Genomic DNA, 14,913 nt, shown 5'->3' on the forward strand with positions numbered 1-14,913 from the left:
TGACGGTCAAAACGGTAACGATGGTGAAGATGGTGATGACGGACGCACCCCATCTGTAACTACTGAACGCGATGAAGAAGCGAAGACAACAACGATCACATTCTACTTCGACGTGGACGGCGACGGTGAATACACTGAAGGCGTAGACGAAGTCATCCGTGAAGAAATCATTCGTGACGGTCAAAACGGTAACGATGGTGAAGACGGTAAGGATGGAAAAGACGGTAACAGCGTTAAGATTGAACCTAACGAAGACGGTACATTTGATGTCGTAATCGTTACACCGGATGGCGAAGAAATCGAACGAGAAACTGTCAAGAACGGTCTTTCCCCAATCATCAACGTCGTATCTGGTAAAGAAAACGGTAAAGATGGACACTTCGTTATCATTACAACTCCTGCATACGATGAAAACGGTGAAGTTTACGTATCATTCGACACCTACTTCATCCCAGATGGCGAAGATGGCGAGAATGGTGTAACACCACATATCGGTGAAAACGGAAACTGGTTCATTGGAACGGTTGATACTGGTATTAAAGCTCAGGGTCCACAAGGTCCTCAGGGTGAGCCAGGTAAAGACGGTAAAGATGGAAACAGCGTGAAGATTGTTCCTAACCGTGACGGCTCATTCGATGTCGTTGTGATCGATCCAGATGGCAACGTCATCAGTAGTGAAACGGTTCGCAATGGTAAGGATGGACAATCTGTAACTGTTATCGCTCAACGCGGTGAACAGGATGGTCGTCCAGGTACAATCATCATCTTCCGTGATAAAGAAACCGGTGAAGAAATCGACCGTGAATTTGTCTTCGATGGTGAAAATGGTAAAGATGGCTCTTCTATCCACGCCTACACTGAACCTGGCGAATACAAAGGTCAGACTGGTCATTGGTTAGTCATCACTGATGATAAGAACAATGAGATTGACAGAACCTTTATCCCAGACGGTAAAGATGGTAAACCTGGTGAATCGATCACTATCACAAATACGGTAACGGATGAAAAAGGTACAACCGTAACATTCAGTGACGGTAAGACAATCTTCATCCCACGTGGTGAAAAAGGTGATAAGGGAGACAAAGGCGATAAAGGTGACAAGGGTGAAGACGGCGTTGGCGTAACTGGTGCGTATATCGACCAGAACGGTAACCTCCACATCCAATACACAGACGGTCGCGAAGATAACCTCGGTCAGGTTGTCGGTAAAGACGGACTTTCTGTCACTGAAACCTTCATCAATCAAGACGGTGAATTGATCTTAGTCTTCAGCGATGGTTCTACTGAAAACGCTGGTAAAGTCACTGGTGAAAATGGTAAGGACGGCGTTGGTATTGTTTCAATCGTAAACAAGGACAACAACACGATCGTTATTACATTGACTGACGGTTCAACGAAGGAGATCAACTTCGATAAGTCTGAAGAACCTGCAGAAGTGACTGTGATTACGAACATCACTATCAACAAAGATGGTGACTTCGTGCTTCACTACACAGACGGCAGCGAAACGACAATCCACAACCACTACGGTACGGATAAAGAACCTGTCAGCGTTCAAGATGCGAAGATCAATGAAGCTGGCGACTTGTTGATTACATTGACTGATGGTCGTGTGATTAACGCGGGTCACGTGAAAGATCCAGAAGGCGATAAGAACCCAACTGGTATTCAAAATGTGATGATTACGGTCTCCGGTGATGTGATTATCGTGAAGAACGACTTCACAATGGTTGAAATTGGTAACATCCATGGTAAACCTGAAAAACCAGATGAAGAAGATCCAGAAGAACCAGGCACTGAAACACCGGGTACACCTGATGAGGAAACCCCTCAAAACCCAGGTAATCCAGACGGCAATACGCCAGACAACCCAGGTGAAGAAGATCCAGAAGAACCAGGCACTGAAACACCAGGTACACCTGATGAAGAAACGCCTCAGGAACCAGGAACCCCAGACGGTAACACGCCAGACAACCCAGGTGAAGAAGATCCGGAAGAACCGGGCACTGAAACACCAGGTACACCTGATGAAGAAACGCCTCAGAACCCAGGCGAAGTGACACCTGAAAATCCAGGAACAACCACTCCAGGCAAGCCACATACCCAAACCCCGGGTATGCCAAACGTGGAAACGCCTGACGAACCAGGTACGCACACCTCAGGTCAACCGGGACACCAAGTGCCAGGTACTAACACACCAGCTACTTCCCACAGCGGTGCTGTTGCGAAAGCGTCTACGAATGCAGAACCTGCTAAAACCCCTGAACAAGGTTCCGCACAACAGACATTACCTCAAACTGGTGCAGAGTTCGGCATCTTGCCGCTCGGTCTCGGCTTGTTCTTGAGCACATTCGGCTTCGGCATGACGTTTAAGAAACGCCACTAAAATAAACACTAATTAAACACTAAATACATATTGCATATAACTAACAACTACAATTAATCTCCCCAATACACGTATACCTCTAGAATTCCGTACAGTTTCCCCATTGCTGTGCGGGATTTTTTTGTGCACAAAAAAGCACCGGCACAATCGCATTGCGCGTCATGTCGGTGCTTTAGATGTGTTATATGATTATCCCTGCGGTGCAGGTGCTGGGGTTTGTCCCGGTGTCTGTTGTAATGGGTTCTGCTGAACTTTTTCAGGGTCGAACTGATCCATGACAGATTTGAGGTCATCATCCGTGACTTCGACTTTGTACTTGTCGACGAGTTTCTTGAGTGCTTTAGTGACGGCGACGTTATCCTGCTGTGCTTTTTGAGCGGTGACCTGTTTTTGTAGGTCATCGCGGATATCGTCGAGCGCTGGTTTGTCTTCGCGACTGTCGATCTTGATGACGTGATAGCCGAAGGAGGTCTGTACTGGTTCGTCGCCAATCTGTCCCACTTCGATATCTTTCATTGCGTTACGGAACGGTTCCTGAAGCTGCATAATTCCCGTGTTGTCAAGTTTGCCGAGCGAACCGCCGTTGTCCTTCGTCTGATCGTCCGTAGAATTTTCTTTCGCAAGTTCAGCGAAGTCTTCGCCGTTCTTCGCACGTTCGATGAGTTCTTTCGCTTTTTCTTCGTCATCGACTAGGATATGTGAGACTTCCGTTTCCGGTTGGTAGTCTTCGTATGCCTGTTTCAATTCTTCATCAGTGATTTCGATGTAGTTCGGTAATACTTCATTCATCAATGAATAGAAGAGCAAGTTATTCTGGTAATCTTCTTCGGTACCGACACCCATCTGTTGAAGTAGGTTGTTGAAGCCGTCTTCGCCGATCTGCGCTTTGGAGGTTTTAACAGCGGCATCGGCGGCCTGATCGAGCTGTTTGTATTTCGGTTCACCGACTTCTTTGGTGAAGAGTTCGGTCAGGATCATGCGTGAGAGAATCGATTCGCCGGCGGTATCTTTAAGTTCTTTCATGAAGTCTTCATTAGAGATGGCGATATTTTCTCCAGTCACGATATTGCCTTCTGCATTGCTACTGTTATTCGCACATGCAGCAAGTGTGAGGGTGCTGAGCATGGCGATTCCTGTGGTTAGTAATTTTTTGTTCATAAGTGTGTATCAATCTCCTTGTTAGAGTCTTTCTGGAATCATAGCATATTTCCACAAAAAAATATGAAATCTCCCGTTTTGAAATGGAAACTTCATACTTTATTAATGTTTAGTTATTCAGTTGTGATTTAGTCGTCGTTTTCGTTGTCTTCAGGTTCTTCATCCACGTGGCGTGCTTTCGCACTTTCCAAACGATCCTGTGCAATTTTGAGGTCGTGTTTGAGTTGATCAACGCGATGCATTAAGTTCATCAACTGCGGTTCTGAGCGATCGATGAAGCTCGAACTGATATCTGAGACGCTCTTCTGTACGCTGACGAGTGTGGTCTGACTCTGAGCCGCGAGGTCGGTGAAGGCGTTCTGTAAGTTCGCGATGCTCTGCGTTAATGAACGGGTCGCCCCTTCGACTTCGCGACTGTAGTCTTTGACTTTTTGGCGGTTGACGTCACCAGTATTTTTGTTGTTGAGTAGGGCGATGGAGCCGAAGACACCACCACCGATAACTAATCCTTTGATAAATGATTTGAACATATGTGTTATGACTCCTTAATCTGTGCGTTAATTGTCTTGGCGAGATCGTCGAGTTCCTCTGCTGAGTAGGTGTCTTCTGGTTGCGGTTGCCACTTGAGGTCGAAATCATCCGTATCGCTGTAGCGTGGAATGATGTGGATGTGACTGTGGAAGACGGACTGTCCAGCGAGTTCACCGTTGTTGTTGAGGATATTAACCCCTTTGACGTCAGGGAAAGCGTCTTTCACGGCCTTGGCAATTTTTGGTAGGCGAGCGAAGACGGTCTGTGCATCTTGATCGTCATAAGCGAAGATATCTTTGAGGTGATATTTCGGGACGAGCAGGGTATGACCGAATGTCACCTGTCCTGCATCTAGGAATGCGGCCACGTCATCGTCTTCATACACCATATGTGTTGGGATTTCGCCATTTGCGATCTTACAAAAGATACAATTTTCATCGATGGTACGCATCAAAAACACGCTCCTTCTTTATAATAATCATTTCTATTCTAGCATAACATGCACAAAAAAGTTGTATAAGTAACATAGTCATTCGCGGTTTGGTTTGTTAAAATGGAAGGATCAGTGACAGGCGGAAGGAAAAACAAATGAGTCTTTTAGAAGTGAAAAATTTGAGCGGTGGCTACCACCATCGCGCGGTACTTAAAGATTTAACATTTACGCTAGCATCTGGAGAAATTGTCGGCTTGATCGGATTGAACGGTGCCGGCAAGAGTACCACGATGAAACACATTATCGGGTTATTGAATCCGATCGAAGGCGAAATTCGTCTCAATGGTACAACGATTGCGGAAGATGCTGAGGCCTATCATCACAGTCTCAGTTATATTCCGGAATTACCGATTCTCTACGATACGTTGACCTTGCGCGAACATATCGAAATGATCGGCAAGGTTTATGGATTATCGGCTGCGGAAGCAATGGATCGTGCGAAGCCACTCCTGGATCAGTTCCGATTGACGGAACGCTTAGAGTGGCTGCCTGCGCATTTCTCCAAAGGGATGAAGCAGAAAGTCATGATCATCTGCAGTATGATGCTCGATACGCCGCTCTACGTGGTGGATGAACCGTTTGTAGGTTTGGATCCACTCGCTATTGCGGATTTCACCGATATGCTGTTAGAGAAACGTGCATCGGGACACTCGGTCTTATTGTCGACACATATTTTGGCGAATGCGGAGCGTTACTGCGATCGTTTCATCTTCTTGAAGGATGGCGAGATTCGCGCACTCGGGACGTTGGATGAGATTCGCGAACAGTGGCAGATGGGCAATGCGACCTTAGAGGATATCTACTTGGCACTCGCGCGAGGGACGGTTCAATGATGACAGAACTCTTTACCAAGCGATCGAAGCAGCAACAGAAGCGTGTGTTCGGCTATTTCAAGTATATCTTCAATGATCATTTCGTATTGGCGTTGATGTTTCTACTCGGGGCACTTGCTTTTCAGTATGCCTCGTGGATTCAGACATTGACACCAGGCAGTGTCCCACAGCGATGGGTCATCCTCTGGGTGCTTATAATTTCCTTGTTATTGTTGGTTGGACAGCTAGCGACGTTTGTTGAACATGCAGATATCGTTTTCTTGCTGCCGGCTGAGAAACATTTCGAGGAATACATGCGTTCAGCATTTCGCTACAGTTTGCGCTGGCCGAGTGCGTTTTTGGCCGGCGTGTTAGCGGTCAGCTGGCCATTCTTGAGTCGTGTCGGTGAGTTTTCAGGTCTCACGTTTATCGGCATGTTGATCGCTCTACTCGGTTTCAAGTGGGCGATGCTGCTTACACAGACCAAGACGTTCGAGCAGTCCGGCGATGCGTGGCGTTATAGCCATTTTGTGTTGATGGTCGCCCATGCGTTGATCCTGTGGGGGACATTAAACTATCAGATCTGGCTCTATCCAATATGCGGCGTACTGATTTTTGGGTTAACCTTCCTATTAGTACGACGCGTGAAGGCTTCTAGAACATGGCAATGGGAACGACTGATCGATCAGGAAAACCGTCGTCAACAGCAGGTTGATGCGGTGCTGAGTCTGTTTGTGGATGTACCGCACCGTATGATGGCGGTGAAACGTCGCAAATGGGTAGATCATCTGCTTGTCAACCAACAAGCAAGCCGTACACCGTATCCGTTTCTCTATTCACGGACTTTCTGGCGTCAGAATTTCTGGCTCGGCTTGTGGGTGCGTTTGACGCTCTTTACAGCGGTTGTCACGTTTTTCTTGCCTGCGCATTGGCTTAGCCTCGTGATCATCGCTCTATTAATTCTAATGAATGGTATGCAGTTGTTGCCATTGATGAATAGCTATGATCGTGAACCGCTCTTGCGCATCTATCCGAATACGACGTCCCATAAGGCTAAGGATGGTGCACGCTGGTTGGGTTTGCCGCTCAGTCTGACCGCAATCGTCACAAGTATGGTGGCGATTTGGCATTATTTGGCGACACCAGGTTTTATTTTCCCGGCAATCCTTGTTACAATAGCGACTGTCGTATTATATTTATGGGTATATTTGCCTTTCCGCTATCGGAAACAACAGTAATATTCCGCTATCGAAAAAAACAGTAATACATTAAAAAAGAAACACAGAAAGGAGGAATTACGCGAATGAATGATCAATGGACGGGGCGCGAGTGGATCTTGCATCCGCTAGATGGTGCGACTGGACAGGCGTTTATGGGAACATACAACGAAGAAAAGATTTTTTTGAAGCGTAATTCCTCACCGTTCCTCACAGCGGTAGCGATGGAGGGTATCACGCCACGATTGATTTGGACACAACGCGTGGCCAATGGTGATACCTATTCGGCACAGGAATGGATGAATGGTCGGATTCTCACACGTGATGAAATGTGCACGGCGATGGTGACACAGTTGATTCATCGCTATCAGAATTCACCTTATCTCTTACGTATGCTAGAGAAGGTCGACGGTGAAGAGTGGCAGGCTGAACGTTTTCTTGACGATTTATTAGCGAATAGTCCTGCTGCTTTCCGTGAGACACGTTATGTGAGAGAAATTATTCAAACCTTAAAAGACACTGCACCAACGCTCAATCATGAGGCGTTGACGGTATGCCACGGCGACTTGAATCGCCGTAATTTTCTCTTAGGAGAAAATGGGCGTCTCTATCTGGTGGACTGGGAAATGGTGAAATTGGCTGATCCGCTTTATGATATCAGTCAATTATTCGTCCAGTACATTCCAGATGAAACGCATGAAGAGTGGTTATCAGCTTATGGAATGATGCTTGACTCGGAAGAACAGAAACATCTGCAGTGGTATAAGTTGTTCCATCTGTTGCGCGTGGCATCAGAATCCTACCAGCGCAATAATCACTACACGTATAATCATTGTATTTATTTGGCGCAGCAAGTCATGCATGCGGCCGCACTGTAAGGAGGTATTATGAGAGTTCGACACAAACCATGGGCACGCGATATGATTGGGGATCATCCGGAATGGGTGGTTCCTGAACCTAAGGCACATGCGGGTGAATGGAATGATGTGTTTGGGAATGATAAACCGCTTCATGTTGAGGTAGGGACTGGTAAAGGGCAGTTCATTATCAACATGGCGAAGAAATATCCCGAACAGAATTTCATCGGCATTGAGTTACAGTCTGATGTTCTCGTGATGGCGTTGGAGCAGGCGTTAGAAACAGAGCTGACGAATCTACGTTTTATCAATGGGAACGGTCAGGAGATTGCGGAATACTTTGAGCAGGGTGAAGTCGATCAATTATATTTGAATTTCTCTGATCCGTGGCCAAAACGTCGTCATGCGAAACGCCGTCTGACGAATGAACGTTTTCTCTCTGAATACGAAAAGATTTTAGACAAAGACGGCTATCTGCAATTTAAGACGGACAATCGCGGTCTTTTTGAGTATTCACTCGCCAGCCTCTCACAATACGGCATGGTGCTTGAAGAGGTATCTTTAGACCTGCATGAGAGTGAATTAGCAGAAGATAATGTCACCACCGAATATGAAGATAAATTTAGCGCGAAAGGTCAGCCAATCTATTACCTGCGCGCCGTATTTAAATAGACTAATGGAGCAAGTACATGAAGTACTTGCTTTTTTCATGTACTAATTTTAACGAAAAGGTTTTCACGTTTATGGTACAATAAACTCCTTATTACTGATTAAGGGGGAGATAACCTTGGAATATGTGAAATTAATAGGGATTTTGATTATCGTTGTTGGGTTTGTCTTTAAACTCGATACACTCGCTGTCGTAGTTATTGCTGGTTTAGCCACTGCGTTGGTGAGCGGATTGTCGATAAAAGAATTTTTGGAAATTATGGGTGGCTCATTCGTAGAGCAACGCTACGTGACGTTTTTTGTGCTGATGCTTCCGATGGTGGGACTCGCTGAACGCTACGGTATGCGTTATTCAGCTGTTAATTTGATTCAACGTTTCAAAAAATTAACCGCTGGAAAATTTGTCACATTATATCTGACACTACGCCAAATTGCGGGAATTATGTCAATTCGTATCGGCGGGCATATTCAGTTAATTCGACCAATTGTCGAACCAATGGCGCAGGCTGCGATTACCACAAAATATGGCAAAAACGACGACTTTGCGAAAGATCTCGTTAAAGGACAAGTATCTGCTGCAGAAAACTTTGGAAACTTTTTCTCACAGCAAGCCTTTGTGGGCGCTAGTGGGGTGCTTTTGATTGTTGGTGCATTAAAGGAACTCGGCTACCCTGTCACTAATGTGGACATCGCACTAGCATCATTACCAGTAGTTTTATTCACTTGGATTTTAGGATGGGTTTGGAACTGGCACTTTGATCGCAAACTCGATAACCACTTCGCTGATAGTCAAAAGGAGGCGAAGTAATATGCAGAATTTTTTCGATATCGCACTTGAATTTTTTTATATCATTGCTGGTTTAATGTTCTTCTTAGCCAGTTTCAGTGCTTTTAGAGATCACACGAATAGTAAACGTATTGGAACAGGATTGTTCTGGTTTGTATTAGGAATCATCTTTGTATTTGGGAAATGGTTACCAAGTATTATTTCAGGGATTCTAGTCTGCATTATCGCTGTTATTACTTTATTCAGACAGTATGGTGCTGGTGAAAAGCAACCTGAAGATACTGACACGATCAAGGCGCGTGCAGATCGCTTGCGATGGAAGGTATTTATTCCAATGATTGCATTATCTGTCGGTGCATTGAGCGTACCATTTATTTTTCCTGAAGCAGGTGCGACTTCTCTGGCATTTGGTTCTCTTGCAGGACTAGTTGTTGCATTGGTTGTATTCAAGCCATCTGCAAAACAAGTTGTTCATGAAAGTGAACGGATGGTAAAAGATGTCGGAACGACGGCTATCCTACCACAATTATTGGCCGCTCTGGGCGCGATTTTCGTGGCATCAGGCGTTGGAGAAGTAGTCAGTCAGTTAATTGGTCGAGCAGTACCAGAAGGGAGTATTTTCGCTGGTGTTGTTGCCTATGTTCTTGGTATGGCATTGTTCACGATGGTGATGGGGAACGCATTCGCTGCTTTCACCGTTATTACAGCGGGTATCGGTGTTCCGTTTGTTATTATGCAGGGTGGCGATCCAGTAATTGTTGCTGCTCTTGGAATGACAGCGGGATTCTGTGGTACGTTGATGACGCCAATGGCAGGTAATTTCAATGTATTACCAGTCGCTATTTTAGAAATGAATGATGAGAATGGCGTGCTAAAAGCACAAATTCCGTTCGCAATCGTGACATTAATTTTTCATATTGTATTGATGTATGTTTGGGCATTTTAAGAAAGGATGATTTTCGATGAAGGTTTTAGTTACAGGTTTTGATCCATTTGGCGGCGATAAGGTGAATCCGGCGATCGAAGCGGTGAAACATCTACCGGAAACGATCGAAGGTGCAGAGATTGTTAAATTAGAAATTCCAACAGTTTTTGATAAGTCTGCGGATGTTGTCCGTGAAGCGATCATTAAGGAAAACCCCGACGTAATTTTCAACATTGGGCAAGCCGGTGGACGTTTTGGTTTAACGCCTGAACGTGTGGGAATCAACTGCGATGACGGACGTATTGCAGATAATGAAGGGAATCAGCCGATCGATCGCGTGATCCGAGAAGACGGCGCACCAGCTTATTTCAGTCAATTACCGGTTAAGGCGATGGTAAAAGCGATTCGTGATGAAGGCTTACCATCCGAATTATCGAACACCGCTGGAACGTTCGTCTGCAATCACATCATGTATCAAACTTTGTATTTGACGAACACTGAATTTAAGGGGAAACGCGCGGGATTCATGCATATTCCGTTCCTACCTGAACAGGTCGTTTCACGTCCCGGTACACCAGCGATGGCTTTGGAAGATATTGTGCGCGGCATCACCGCTGCAATCCGCGCCATTGTGCAATTTGATGGCAAGGAAGACCTCAAAACCGTCGAAGGGAAGACCGAATAGTAACGTTGCACTTTTGTTTGGAAAAGGTTATAATCATTCGGAATATGCCGCTTAGTATTTAACAAAAAAATGTTAAAAATAACAAGCAAAAGTATAAAGGAGCGTATCAGAGTATGTGGTTAAGTTTCTATAATCCGAAGGGCGTTGGCGATGTGTTAATGCTCGTCGCAGGCGATTTGCAGAAGGAGCAAGTGGCTACAGAAACACAAGCAAATATTACACGAATCTTTGATAAAGAAACCAATGAGACATACGGATACAATATTTTTGATCTTTCAAATTACTTCGAATTAGAAGAGACCGGACACGTCACATTGGATGCGACACAGATTGATTTGTTGAATCAGCATCTCTATGAATCCGGTTTTGATCCTGTTCAGATTGATAGCACACCGCGCCTCGTTGTGGCCAAAGTATTAGAGTGCGTACCGCATCAGGATTCAGATCATTTATCCATCACGCAAACGGATATCGGTGGCGAAACCGTACAGATTGTTTGTGGTGCCGCGAATGTACATGAAGGGATGACTACGATCGCTGCGTTACCGGATGCGGTAATGCCTGACGGTCAAATTATTCGTCCTGGTCAATTGCGCGGGGTCGACAGTATCGGTATGTTATGTTCAGCTTATGAACTGGGTGTTGATCCAGAACACAAATTAAAAGGGATCATTGATCTCGATGAACCTGTTGCACCAGGTACGCCAGCGACAGAAGTATTGAAGTAACTAATTAGTATTGGGGAGTGATCGGAAGATGGATTGGGATGAAACAACATACCACACGCGCAGACGTTCATCGCGTTCGCCTCGCTCATCAGCATCGACCGAGCGAAATAAGCGTCCACGTGAAGGATATAAGGTTGATTTTCCCAATTATTTAAATCCGTACCGTCAATCTACCAATCAGGCGCCAACTGAGAAGCAGCCATCAAAGCAGGTAGCGAATCAACCGATTTCGCGTACAGAAGATAAGAAAGACTATTACCAGAAGTTGCGCCAGGATATCAAAGACTATCGGAAATATCGTAACCATCAGCCATTTAGACGGACGGAAGTCCCATCTATTTGGCAGAACACTGAACGATCCAAAACTTCGCGTGTTGCGACAGAACAGTCACAGGTGCGTCAGCCGAAGCCACCGTCTCAGTCAAAGTCGGTAGCATCGAAGCCGGCCTCCTCGCAATCATCGACAGCTATACGTCGTACAACGCAAAGTCACCAACGGGCGGGACGTTCGATTGATTTTTCGGGGATAAAATCACGAGAACCTGAAATTTCAGAACAGACCTTCAAACAACGCTACGTCACGGAGGATCGTGATCTCCCACCTTATCTAAAAAAGGAAACGAATGGAGAAAATAAACGTCATGAACACTGAAACAATTTATCACTTTACAGGTATTAAAGGCACAGGTATGAGTGCATTAGCGCTCGTATTGCACGGTACCGGTTGCAAGGTACAGGGTTCCGATGTTCAGGAACACTTTTTCACTGAGAAAGGTTTGAACGAAGCAGGAATTCCAATTTTCCCTTTTTCAGAGGACAACATTGCACCGGGAATGACCGTTATCTGTGGGAATGCCTTCTCAGATGATCATCCAGAAATCGTCCAAGCCAAATCACTCGGTAATACGGTGATTCGCTACCATGAATTTTTAGGTGAATGGATCAAGAAGTATACGAGTGTCGCGATTACTGGTTCACACGGTAAGACGACAACCACAGGGATTATGAGTCATGTGTTGAACGATAATATCCCAACGAGCTACTTGATCGGTGATGGAACAGGGAATGGTGCGAGCGATTCGCATTACTTCGTCTTAGAAGCGGATGAATATCGTAAACATTTCATAGCTTACAAGCCTGATTATGCGATCTTCACGAATATCGACTTCGACCACCCGGACTACTACCACAATCTGGAAGAAGTTTACGATGCTAACCGTCAATTCGCTAACCAAGTGAAGAAAAAAGTGATCGCTTATGGTGATGACCCGATGCTGGCTCGCTTCAAAGACCTGCCAGATATTTGGTACTACGGTTTCAGTGATGAAGACGATATCGTCGCGACGAATATCGAAAAGGATACGAACGGGTCTTCCTTTGATGTATACATTCAAGATAAATTCTATGGTCGTTTCCACATCAATCAATTTGGTGATCACAACATCTTGAATTCGACCGCAGTCATCGCGTTCTGTTACTTCGAAGGTTTCCCAGCCGATGTCGTGAACAGCAGTCTCGGCACATTTGGCGGGGTGACGCGTCGTTTCAATGAACGTACGGTTGATTCGAATATCCTGATCGATGATTATGCGCATCATCCATCTGAAATCAAGGCGACGATTCAGGCTGCACGTCAGGAATATCCAGATCGTCCGATCATCGGTATTTTCCAACCGCATACGTATTCACGTACAAAGGCGTTACTGACACCATTTGCGGCGAGCTTGAGTCTGGCAGATGAAGTGTATCTATGTAATATTTTTGCTTCTGCGCGTGAACAGGATAAACACGAAATCACAAGTATGGATATCGCCACGAAGATGACGACACCAGCGAAGCATTTGACGAAGGAAACGATTGATCAGTTACTCGTCTATCACGATGCGGTACTCTTATTTATGGGTGCGGGTGATGTGATGAAGTATGCGGATGATTATATTGCAGCACTGACGGAGGCGAATAACGCCGAGTAGCGTTAGGAGGGAATATCAGTGAAACAGATTCGTAAAGCGGTCATTCCAGCGGCCGGCATGGGTACACGTTTTTTACCTGCGACGAAAGCATTGGCGAAGGAAATTATGCCGATTGTCGATAAACCCGTCATTGAGTTTATCGTTGAAGAAGTCTTGGCGAGTGGTATTGAGGAAGTCCTGATTATTACGGGCCGCAATAAGCGTGCGATTGAAGATCATTTTGATGCGAACATCGAGCTTGAGAATAATCTCGCACAAAAAGGAAAAATTGAAATGCTTGAAATGGTTCGTCGTTCAACCTTGGGCAACGTCCAGTTCAAACGTCAGCACTATCCAAACGGCTTAGGAAACGCGGTACTCGAAGCCGAATCATTCGTTGGCGATGAACCGTTCTTACTCGCACTCGGAGACGATATTTTCTTCAGTGCGGATGGCGAGCCGACTGCTTCTGAGCAGGTGATATCTGCGTTTGAAGAGAACCAGGCAATGACCGTGCTCACGCAGCAAGTGTCTGAGGAAGAAGCCACCCATTACGGCATTATGTCAGGTGAGCCTGTCAACGGGGCAGCGAATAGCTACCGTGTGAGCGGTTTGACTGAAAAACCAGAACATGTAGCAGGAAAAGCACATGCGCTATGTGGTCGCTATGCTTTAACGCCGGATATCTTCCCAGTGATTCGCGAATTAGCGGAGAAACAGACCGAGCAAGAATTAGAATTGACGGATGCGCTCGATACCGTTACCAAGCAGCAAGCGCTATATGCTTCAGATTACGAAGGCGAATGGTTCGAAGTGGGTGAACCATTCGGTATGCTAAAGGCAAGCATTCAGGTTTCACTGCATCATCCAGAAATTGCGGATGGTTTTAGAGAATATCTGAAGAACGAAGCAATCCCTAAATTGAAACAATAAACATAAACAAAAGAAAAGAGAGTCACTCGTTGAAGTGGCTCTCTTTTTGTATGACTTGATGGTTGTTTTAGCTTTCGTTCCATTGTTCGAGTGTGTATTGTCCATCCTGATAGGTAACTTCCGCGAAATGCCCACAATCGAGACGATTGGTTAAGTCGAAGTCGGGCAGCACTTCGTGTAGGAAGGCGGTAATCGCAAATTGATGACCGACAATCATCACGTTGATTTCAGATTTTTGATGATCGATACGATATTCGAGCGCTTCATCGTGCAGTTGAAGCATCGCCTCTTCCACGCGCGACCAGAAGTCGATGAAACGTTCGGTTTCACCTAATCCATCGACCTCCGCAATATTTGCCATCAGTTCGGGCAATAATTGTGTTTCGGGGATTTTCTGTTCTTTTAATAGTTCGATACGTTCGTTGATCGACGGTTGGAAAGCGTCCTCGAATGTTTCGCCCTCGAGTCCACCAAAACCGTACTCTTTGAGACCTTCCATCGACGACACCATTAAATCATCATCACGACCTTCGACAAGTAACTCGGCACTCTTAGTGGAGCGTTCGAGATGACTCGCAAAGACCAGTGCGATCGGCAATTCCTGGAAACTCTGACTCAACGCACGCATCTGTTCAATACCTCGAGGGGTCAATGGTGAGTCCTGCCACCCTTCGATGATGTTATTAACCTCTGCTTCCGTTTCCCCATGACGAATAAAGTAATAATGAATAGCTTGCACACCGTTCACTCCTCTCCATTTGATTTCTTCTTGGGTACATT

15 protein-coding genes and 1 pseudogene are annotated in these 14,913 nt (G+C 45.6%); 12 read left to right on the top strand and 4 right to left on the bottom strand.

All coding sequences use genetic code 11. The features are described from left to right. Window positions 1–2,386: pseudogene (locus ACWOEX_RS00005) on the top strand (hypothetical protein); the annotation flags it as partial. A gap of 189 nt (window positions 2,387–2,575) precedes the next feature. Here ACWOEX_RS00005 and ACWOEX_RS00010 read toward each other — a convergent pair. The 3 genes from ACWOEX_RS00010 to ACWOEX_RS00020 all read right to left on the bottom strand — a co-directional run bounded on the left by ACWOEX_RS00010 (window position 2,576) and on the right by ACWOEX_RS00020 (window position 4,526). Beyond that, window positions 2,576–3,544, bottom strand: coding sequence for a peptidylprolyl isomerase (locus tag ACWOEX_RS00010; RefSeq protein ID WP_455297213.1), 969 nt, complete (start codon window positions 3,542–3,544; stop codon window positions 2,576–2,578). Window positions 3,545–3,672: 128 nt separating this feature from the next. After that, window positions 3,673–4,074 carry a hypothetical protein gene (locus ACWOEX_RS00015; RefSeq protein ID WP_455297214.1) on the bottom strand — a complete coding sequence of 134 codons (402 nt, stop codon included), beginning with the start codon at window positions 4,072–4,074 and terminating at the stop codon, window positions 3,673–3,675. Between the two features lie 5 nt (window positions 4,075–4,079). Beyond that, window positions 4,080–4,526, bottom strand: a complete 447-nt coding sequence (locus ACWOEX_RS00020) for an HIT family protein (RefSeq protein WP_455297215.1) — start codon at window positions 4,524–4,526, stop codon at window positions 4,080–4,082. 137 nt (window positions 4,527–4,663) lie between these two features. Here ACWOEX_RS00020 and ACWOEX_RS00025 point away from each other — a divergent pair, with 137 nt between their 5' ends. The 11 genes from ACWOEX_RS00025 (at window position 4,664) to ACWOEX_RS00075 (ending at window position 14,133) form a co-directional block, all read left to right on the top strand. Beyond that, entirely contained in the window at window positions 4,664–5,401 is a 738-nt protein-coding gene (locus ACWOEX_RS00025) for an ABC transporter ATP-binding protein (RefSeq protein ID WP_455297216.1), read from the top strand. After that, window positions 5,398–6,618 carry an ABC transporter permease gene (locus ACWOEX_RS00030; protein WP_455297217.1) on the top strand — a complete coding sequence of 407 codons (1,221 nt, stop codon included), beginning with the start codon at window positions 5,398–5,400 and terminating at the stop codon, window positions 6,616–6,618. The genes ACWOEX_RS00025 and ACWOEX_RS00030 overlap by 4 nt, the downstream gene beginning before the upstream one ends. Before the next feature lie 65 nt (window positions 6,619–6,683). Next, window positions 6,684–7,475: a phosphotransferase family protein gene (locus ACWOEX_RS00035; protein ID WP_455297218.1), complete on the top strand. Its 792-nt coding sequence runs from the start codon at window positions 6,684–6,686 to the stop codon at window positions 7,473–7,475. A gap of 9 nt (window positions 7,476–7,484) precedes the next feature. Continuing rightward, window positions 7,485–8,126 carry a tRNA (guanosine(46)-N7)-methyltransferase TrmB gene (gene trmB, locus ACWOEX_RS00040; RefSeq protein ID WP_455297219.1) on the top strand — a complete coding sequence of 214 codons (642 nt, stop codon included), beginning with the start codon at window positions 7,485–7,487 and terminating at the stop codon, window positions 8,124–8,126. Between the two features lie 115 nt (window positions 8,127–8,241). Then, entirely contained in the window at window positions 8,242–8,931 is a 690-nt protein-coding gene (locus ACWOEX_RS00045; RefSeq protein WP_455297220.1) for a DUF969 domain-containing protein, read from the top strand. A gap of 1 nt (window position 8,932) precedes the next feature. Next, window positions 8,933–9,856: a DUF979 domain-containing protein gene (locus ACWOEX_RS00050; RefSeq protein ID WP_455297221.1), complete on the top strand. Its 924-nt coding sequence runs from the start codon at window positions 8,933–8,935 to the stop codon at window positions 9,854–9,856. 16 nt (window positions 9,857–9,872) lie between these two features. Then, window positions 9,873–10,520 (top strand): pyroglutamyl-peptidase I, encoded by a 648-nt coding sequence (pcp, locus tag ACWOEX_RS00055; RefSeq protein ID WP_455297222.1) that lies wholly within the window; start codon window positions 9,873–9,875, stop codon window positions 10,518–10,520. Window positions 10,521–10,633: 113 nt separating this feature from the next. Continuing rightward, window positions 10,634–11,248: a YtpR family tRNA-binding protein gene (gene ytpR / locus ACWOEX_RS00060; protein ID WP_455297223.1), complete on the top strand. Its 615-nt coding sequence runs from the start codon at window positions 10,634–10,636 to the stop codon at window positions 11,246–11,248. Between the two features lie 28 nt (window positions 11,249–11,276). Continuing rightward, on the top strand, window positions 11,277–11,900 hold the full coding sequence (locus tag ACWOEX_RS00065) for a hypothetical protein (protein WP_455297224.1): 624 nt from the start codon (window positions 11,277–11,279) through the stop codon (window positions 11,898–11,900). Then, window positions 11,890–13,221: a UDP-N-acetylmuramate--L-alanine ligase gene (gene murC, locus ACWOEX_RS00070; RefSeq protein WP_455297225.1), complete on the top strand. Its 1,332-nt coding sequence runs from the start codon at window positions 11,890–11,892 to the stop codon at window positions 13,219–13,221. Before ACWOEX_RS00065 ends, murC begins: the two co-directional genes overlap by 11 nt. Before the next feature lie 18 nt (window positions 13,222–13,239). Continuing rightward, window positions 13,240–14,133, top strand: a complete 894-nt coding sequence (locus ACWOEX_RS00075) for a UTP--glucose-1-phosphate uridylyltransferase (protein WP_455297226.1) — start codon at window positions 13,240–13,242, stop codon at window positions 14,131–14,133. 67 nt (window positions 14,134–14,200) lie between these two features. Here ACWOEX_RS00075 and ACWOEX_RS00080 read toward each other — a convergent pair whose 3' ends face one another. Further along, window positions 14,201–14,872 carry a histidine phosphatase family protein gene (locus tag ACWOEX_RS00080; protein ID WP_455297227.1) on the bottom strand — a complete coding sequence of 224 codons (672 nt, stop codon included), beginning with the start codon at window positions 14,870–14,872 and terminating at the stop codon, window positions 14,201–14,203. Window positions 14,873–14,913 lie beyond the last annotated feature (41 nt).

The sequence above is a fragment of the Aerococcus vaginalis genome (assembly GCF_053762225.1).

What these genes read in the sequence shown, in the direction of transcription:
- ACWOEX_RS00065 (WP_455297224.1), top strand. Translation starts at nt 11,277, where the DNA reads ATGGATTGGGATGAAACAACATACCACACGCGCAGACGTTCATCGCGT.
- ytpR (WP_455297223.1), top strand. Translation starts at nt 10,634, where the DNA reads ATGTGGTTAAGTTTCTATAATCCGAAGGGCGTTGGCGATGTGTTAATG.
- ACWOEX_RS00020 (WP_455297215.1), bottom strand. Translation starts at nt 4,526, where the DNA reads ATGCGTACCATCGATGAAAATTGTATCTTTTGTAAGATCGCAAATGGC.
- pcp (WP_455297222.1), top strand. Translation starts at nt 9,873, where the DNA reads ATGAAGGTTTTAGTTACAGGTTTTGATCCATTTGGCGGCGATAAGGTG.
- ACWOEX_RS00030 (WP_455297217.1), top strand. Translation starts at nt 5,398, where the DNA reads ATGATGACAGAACTCTTTACCAAGCGATCGAAGCAGCAACAGAAGCGT.
- ACWOEX_RS00010 (WP_455297213.1), bottom strand. Translation starts at nt 3,544, where the DNA reads ATGAACAAAAAATTACTAACCACAGGAATCGCCATGCTCAGCACCCTC.
- ACWOEX_RS00025 (WP_455297216.1), top strand. Translation starts at nt 4,664, where the DNA reads ATGAGTCTTTTAGAAGTGAAAAATTTGAGCGGTGGCTACCACCATCGC.
- murC (WP_455297225.1), top strand. Translation starts at nt 11,890, where the DNA reads ATGAACACTGAAACAATTTATCACTTTACAGGTATTAAAGGCACAGGT.
- ACWOEX_RS00050 (WP_455297221.1), top strand. Translation starts at nt 8,933, where the DNA reads ATGCAGAATTTTTTCGATATCGCACTTGAATTTTTTTATATCATTGCT.
- ACWOEX_RS00015 (WP_455297214.1), bottom strand. Translation starts at nt 4,074, where the DNA reads ATGTTCAAATCATTTATCAAAGGATTAGTTATCGGTGGTGGTGTCTTC.
- trmB (WP_455297219.1), top strand. Translation starts at nt 7,485, where the DNA reads ATGAGAGTTCGACACAAACCATGGGCACGCGATATGATTGGGGATCAT.
- ACWOEX_RS00035 (WP_455297218.1), top strand. Translation starts at nt 6,684, where the DNA reads ATGAATGATCAATGGACGGGGCGCGAGTGGATCTTGCATCCGCTAGAT.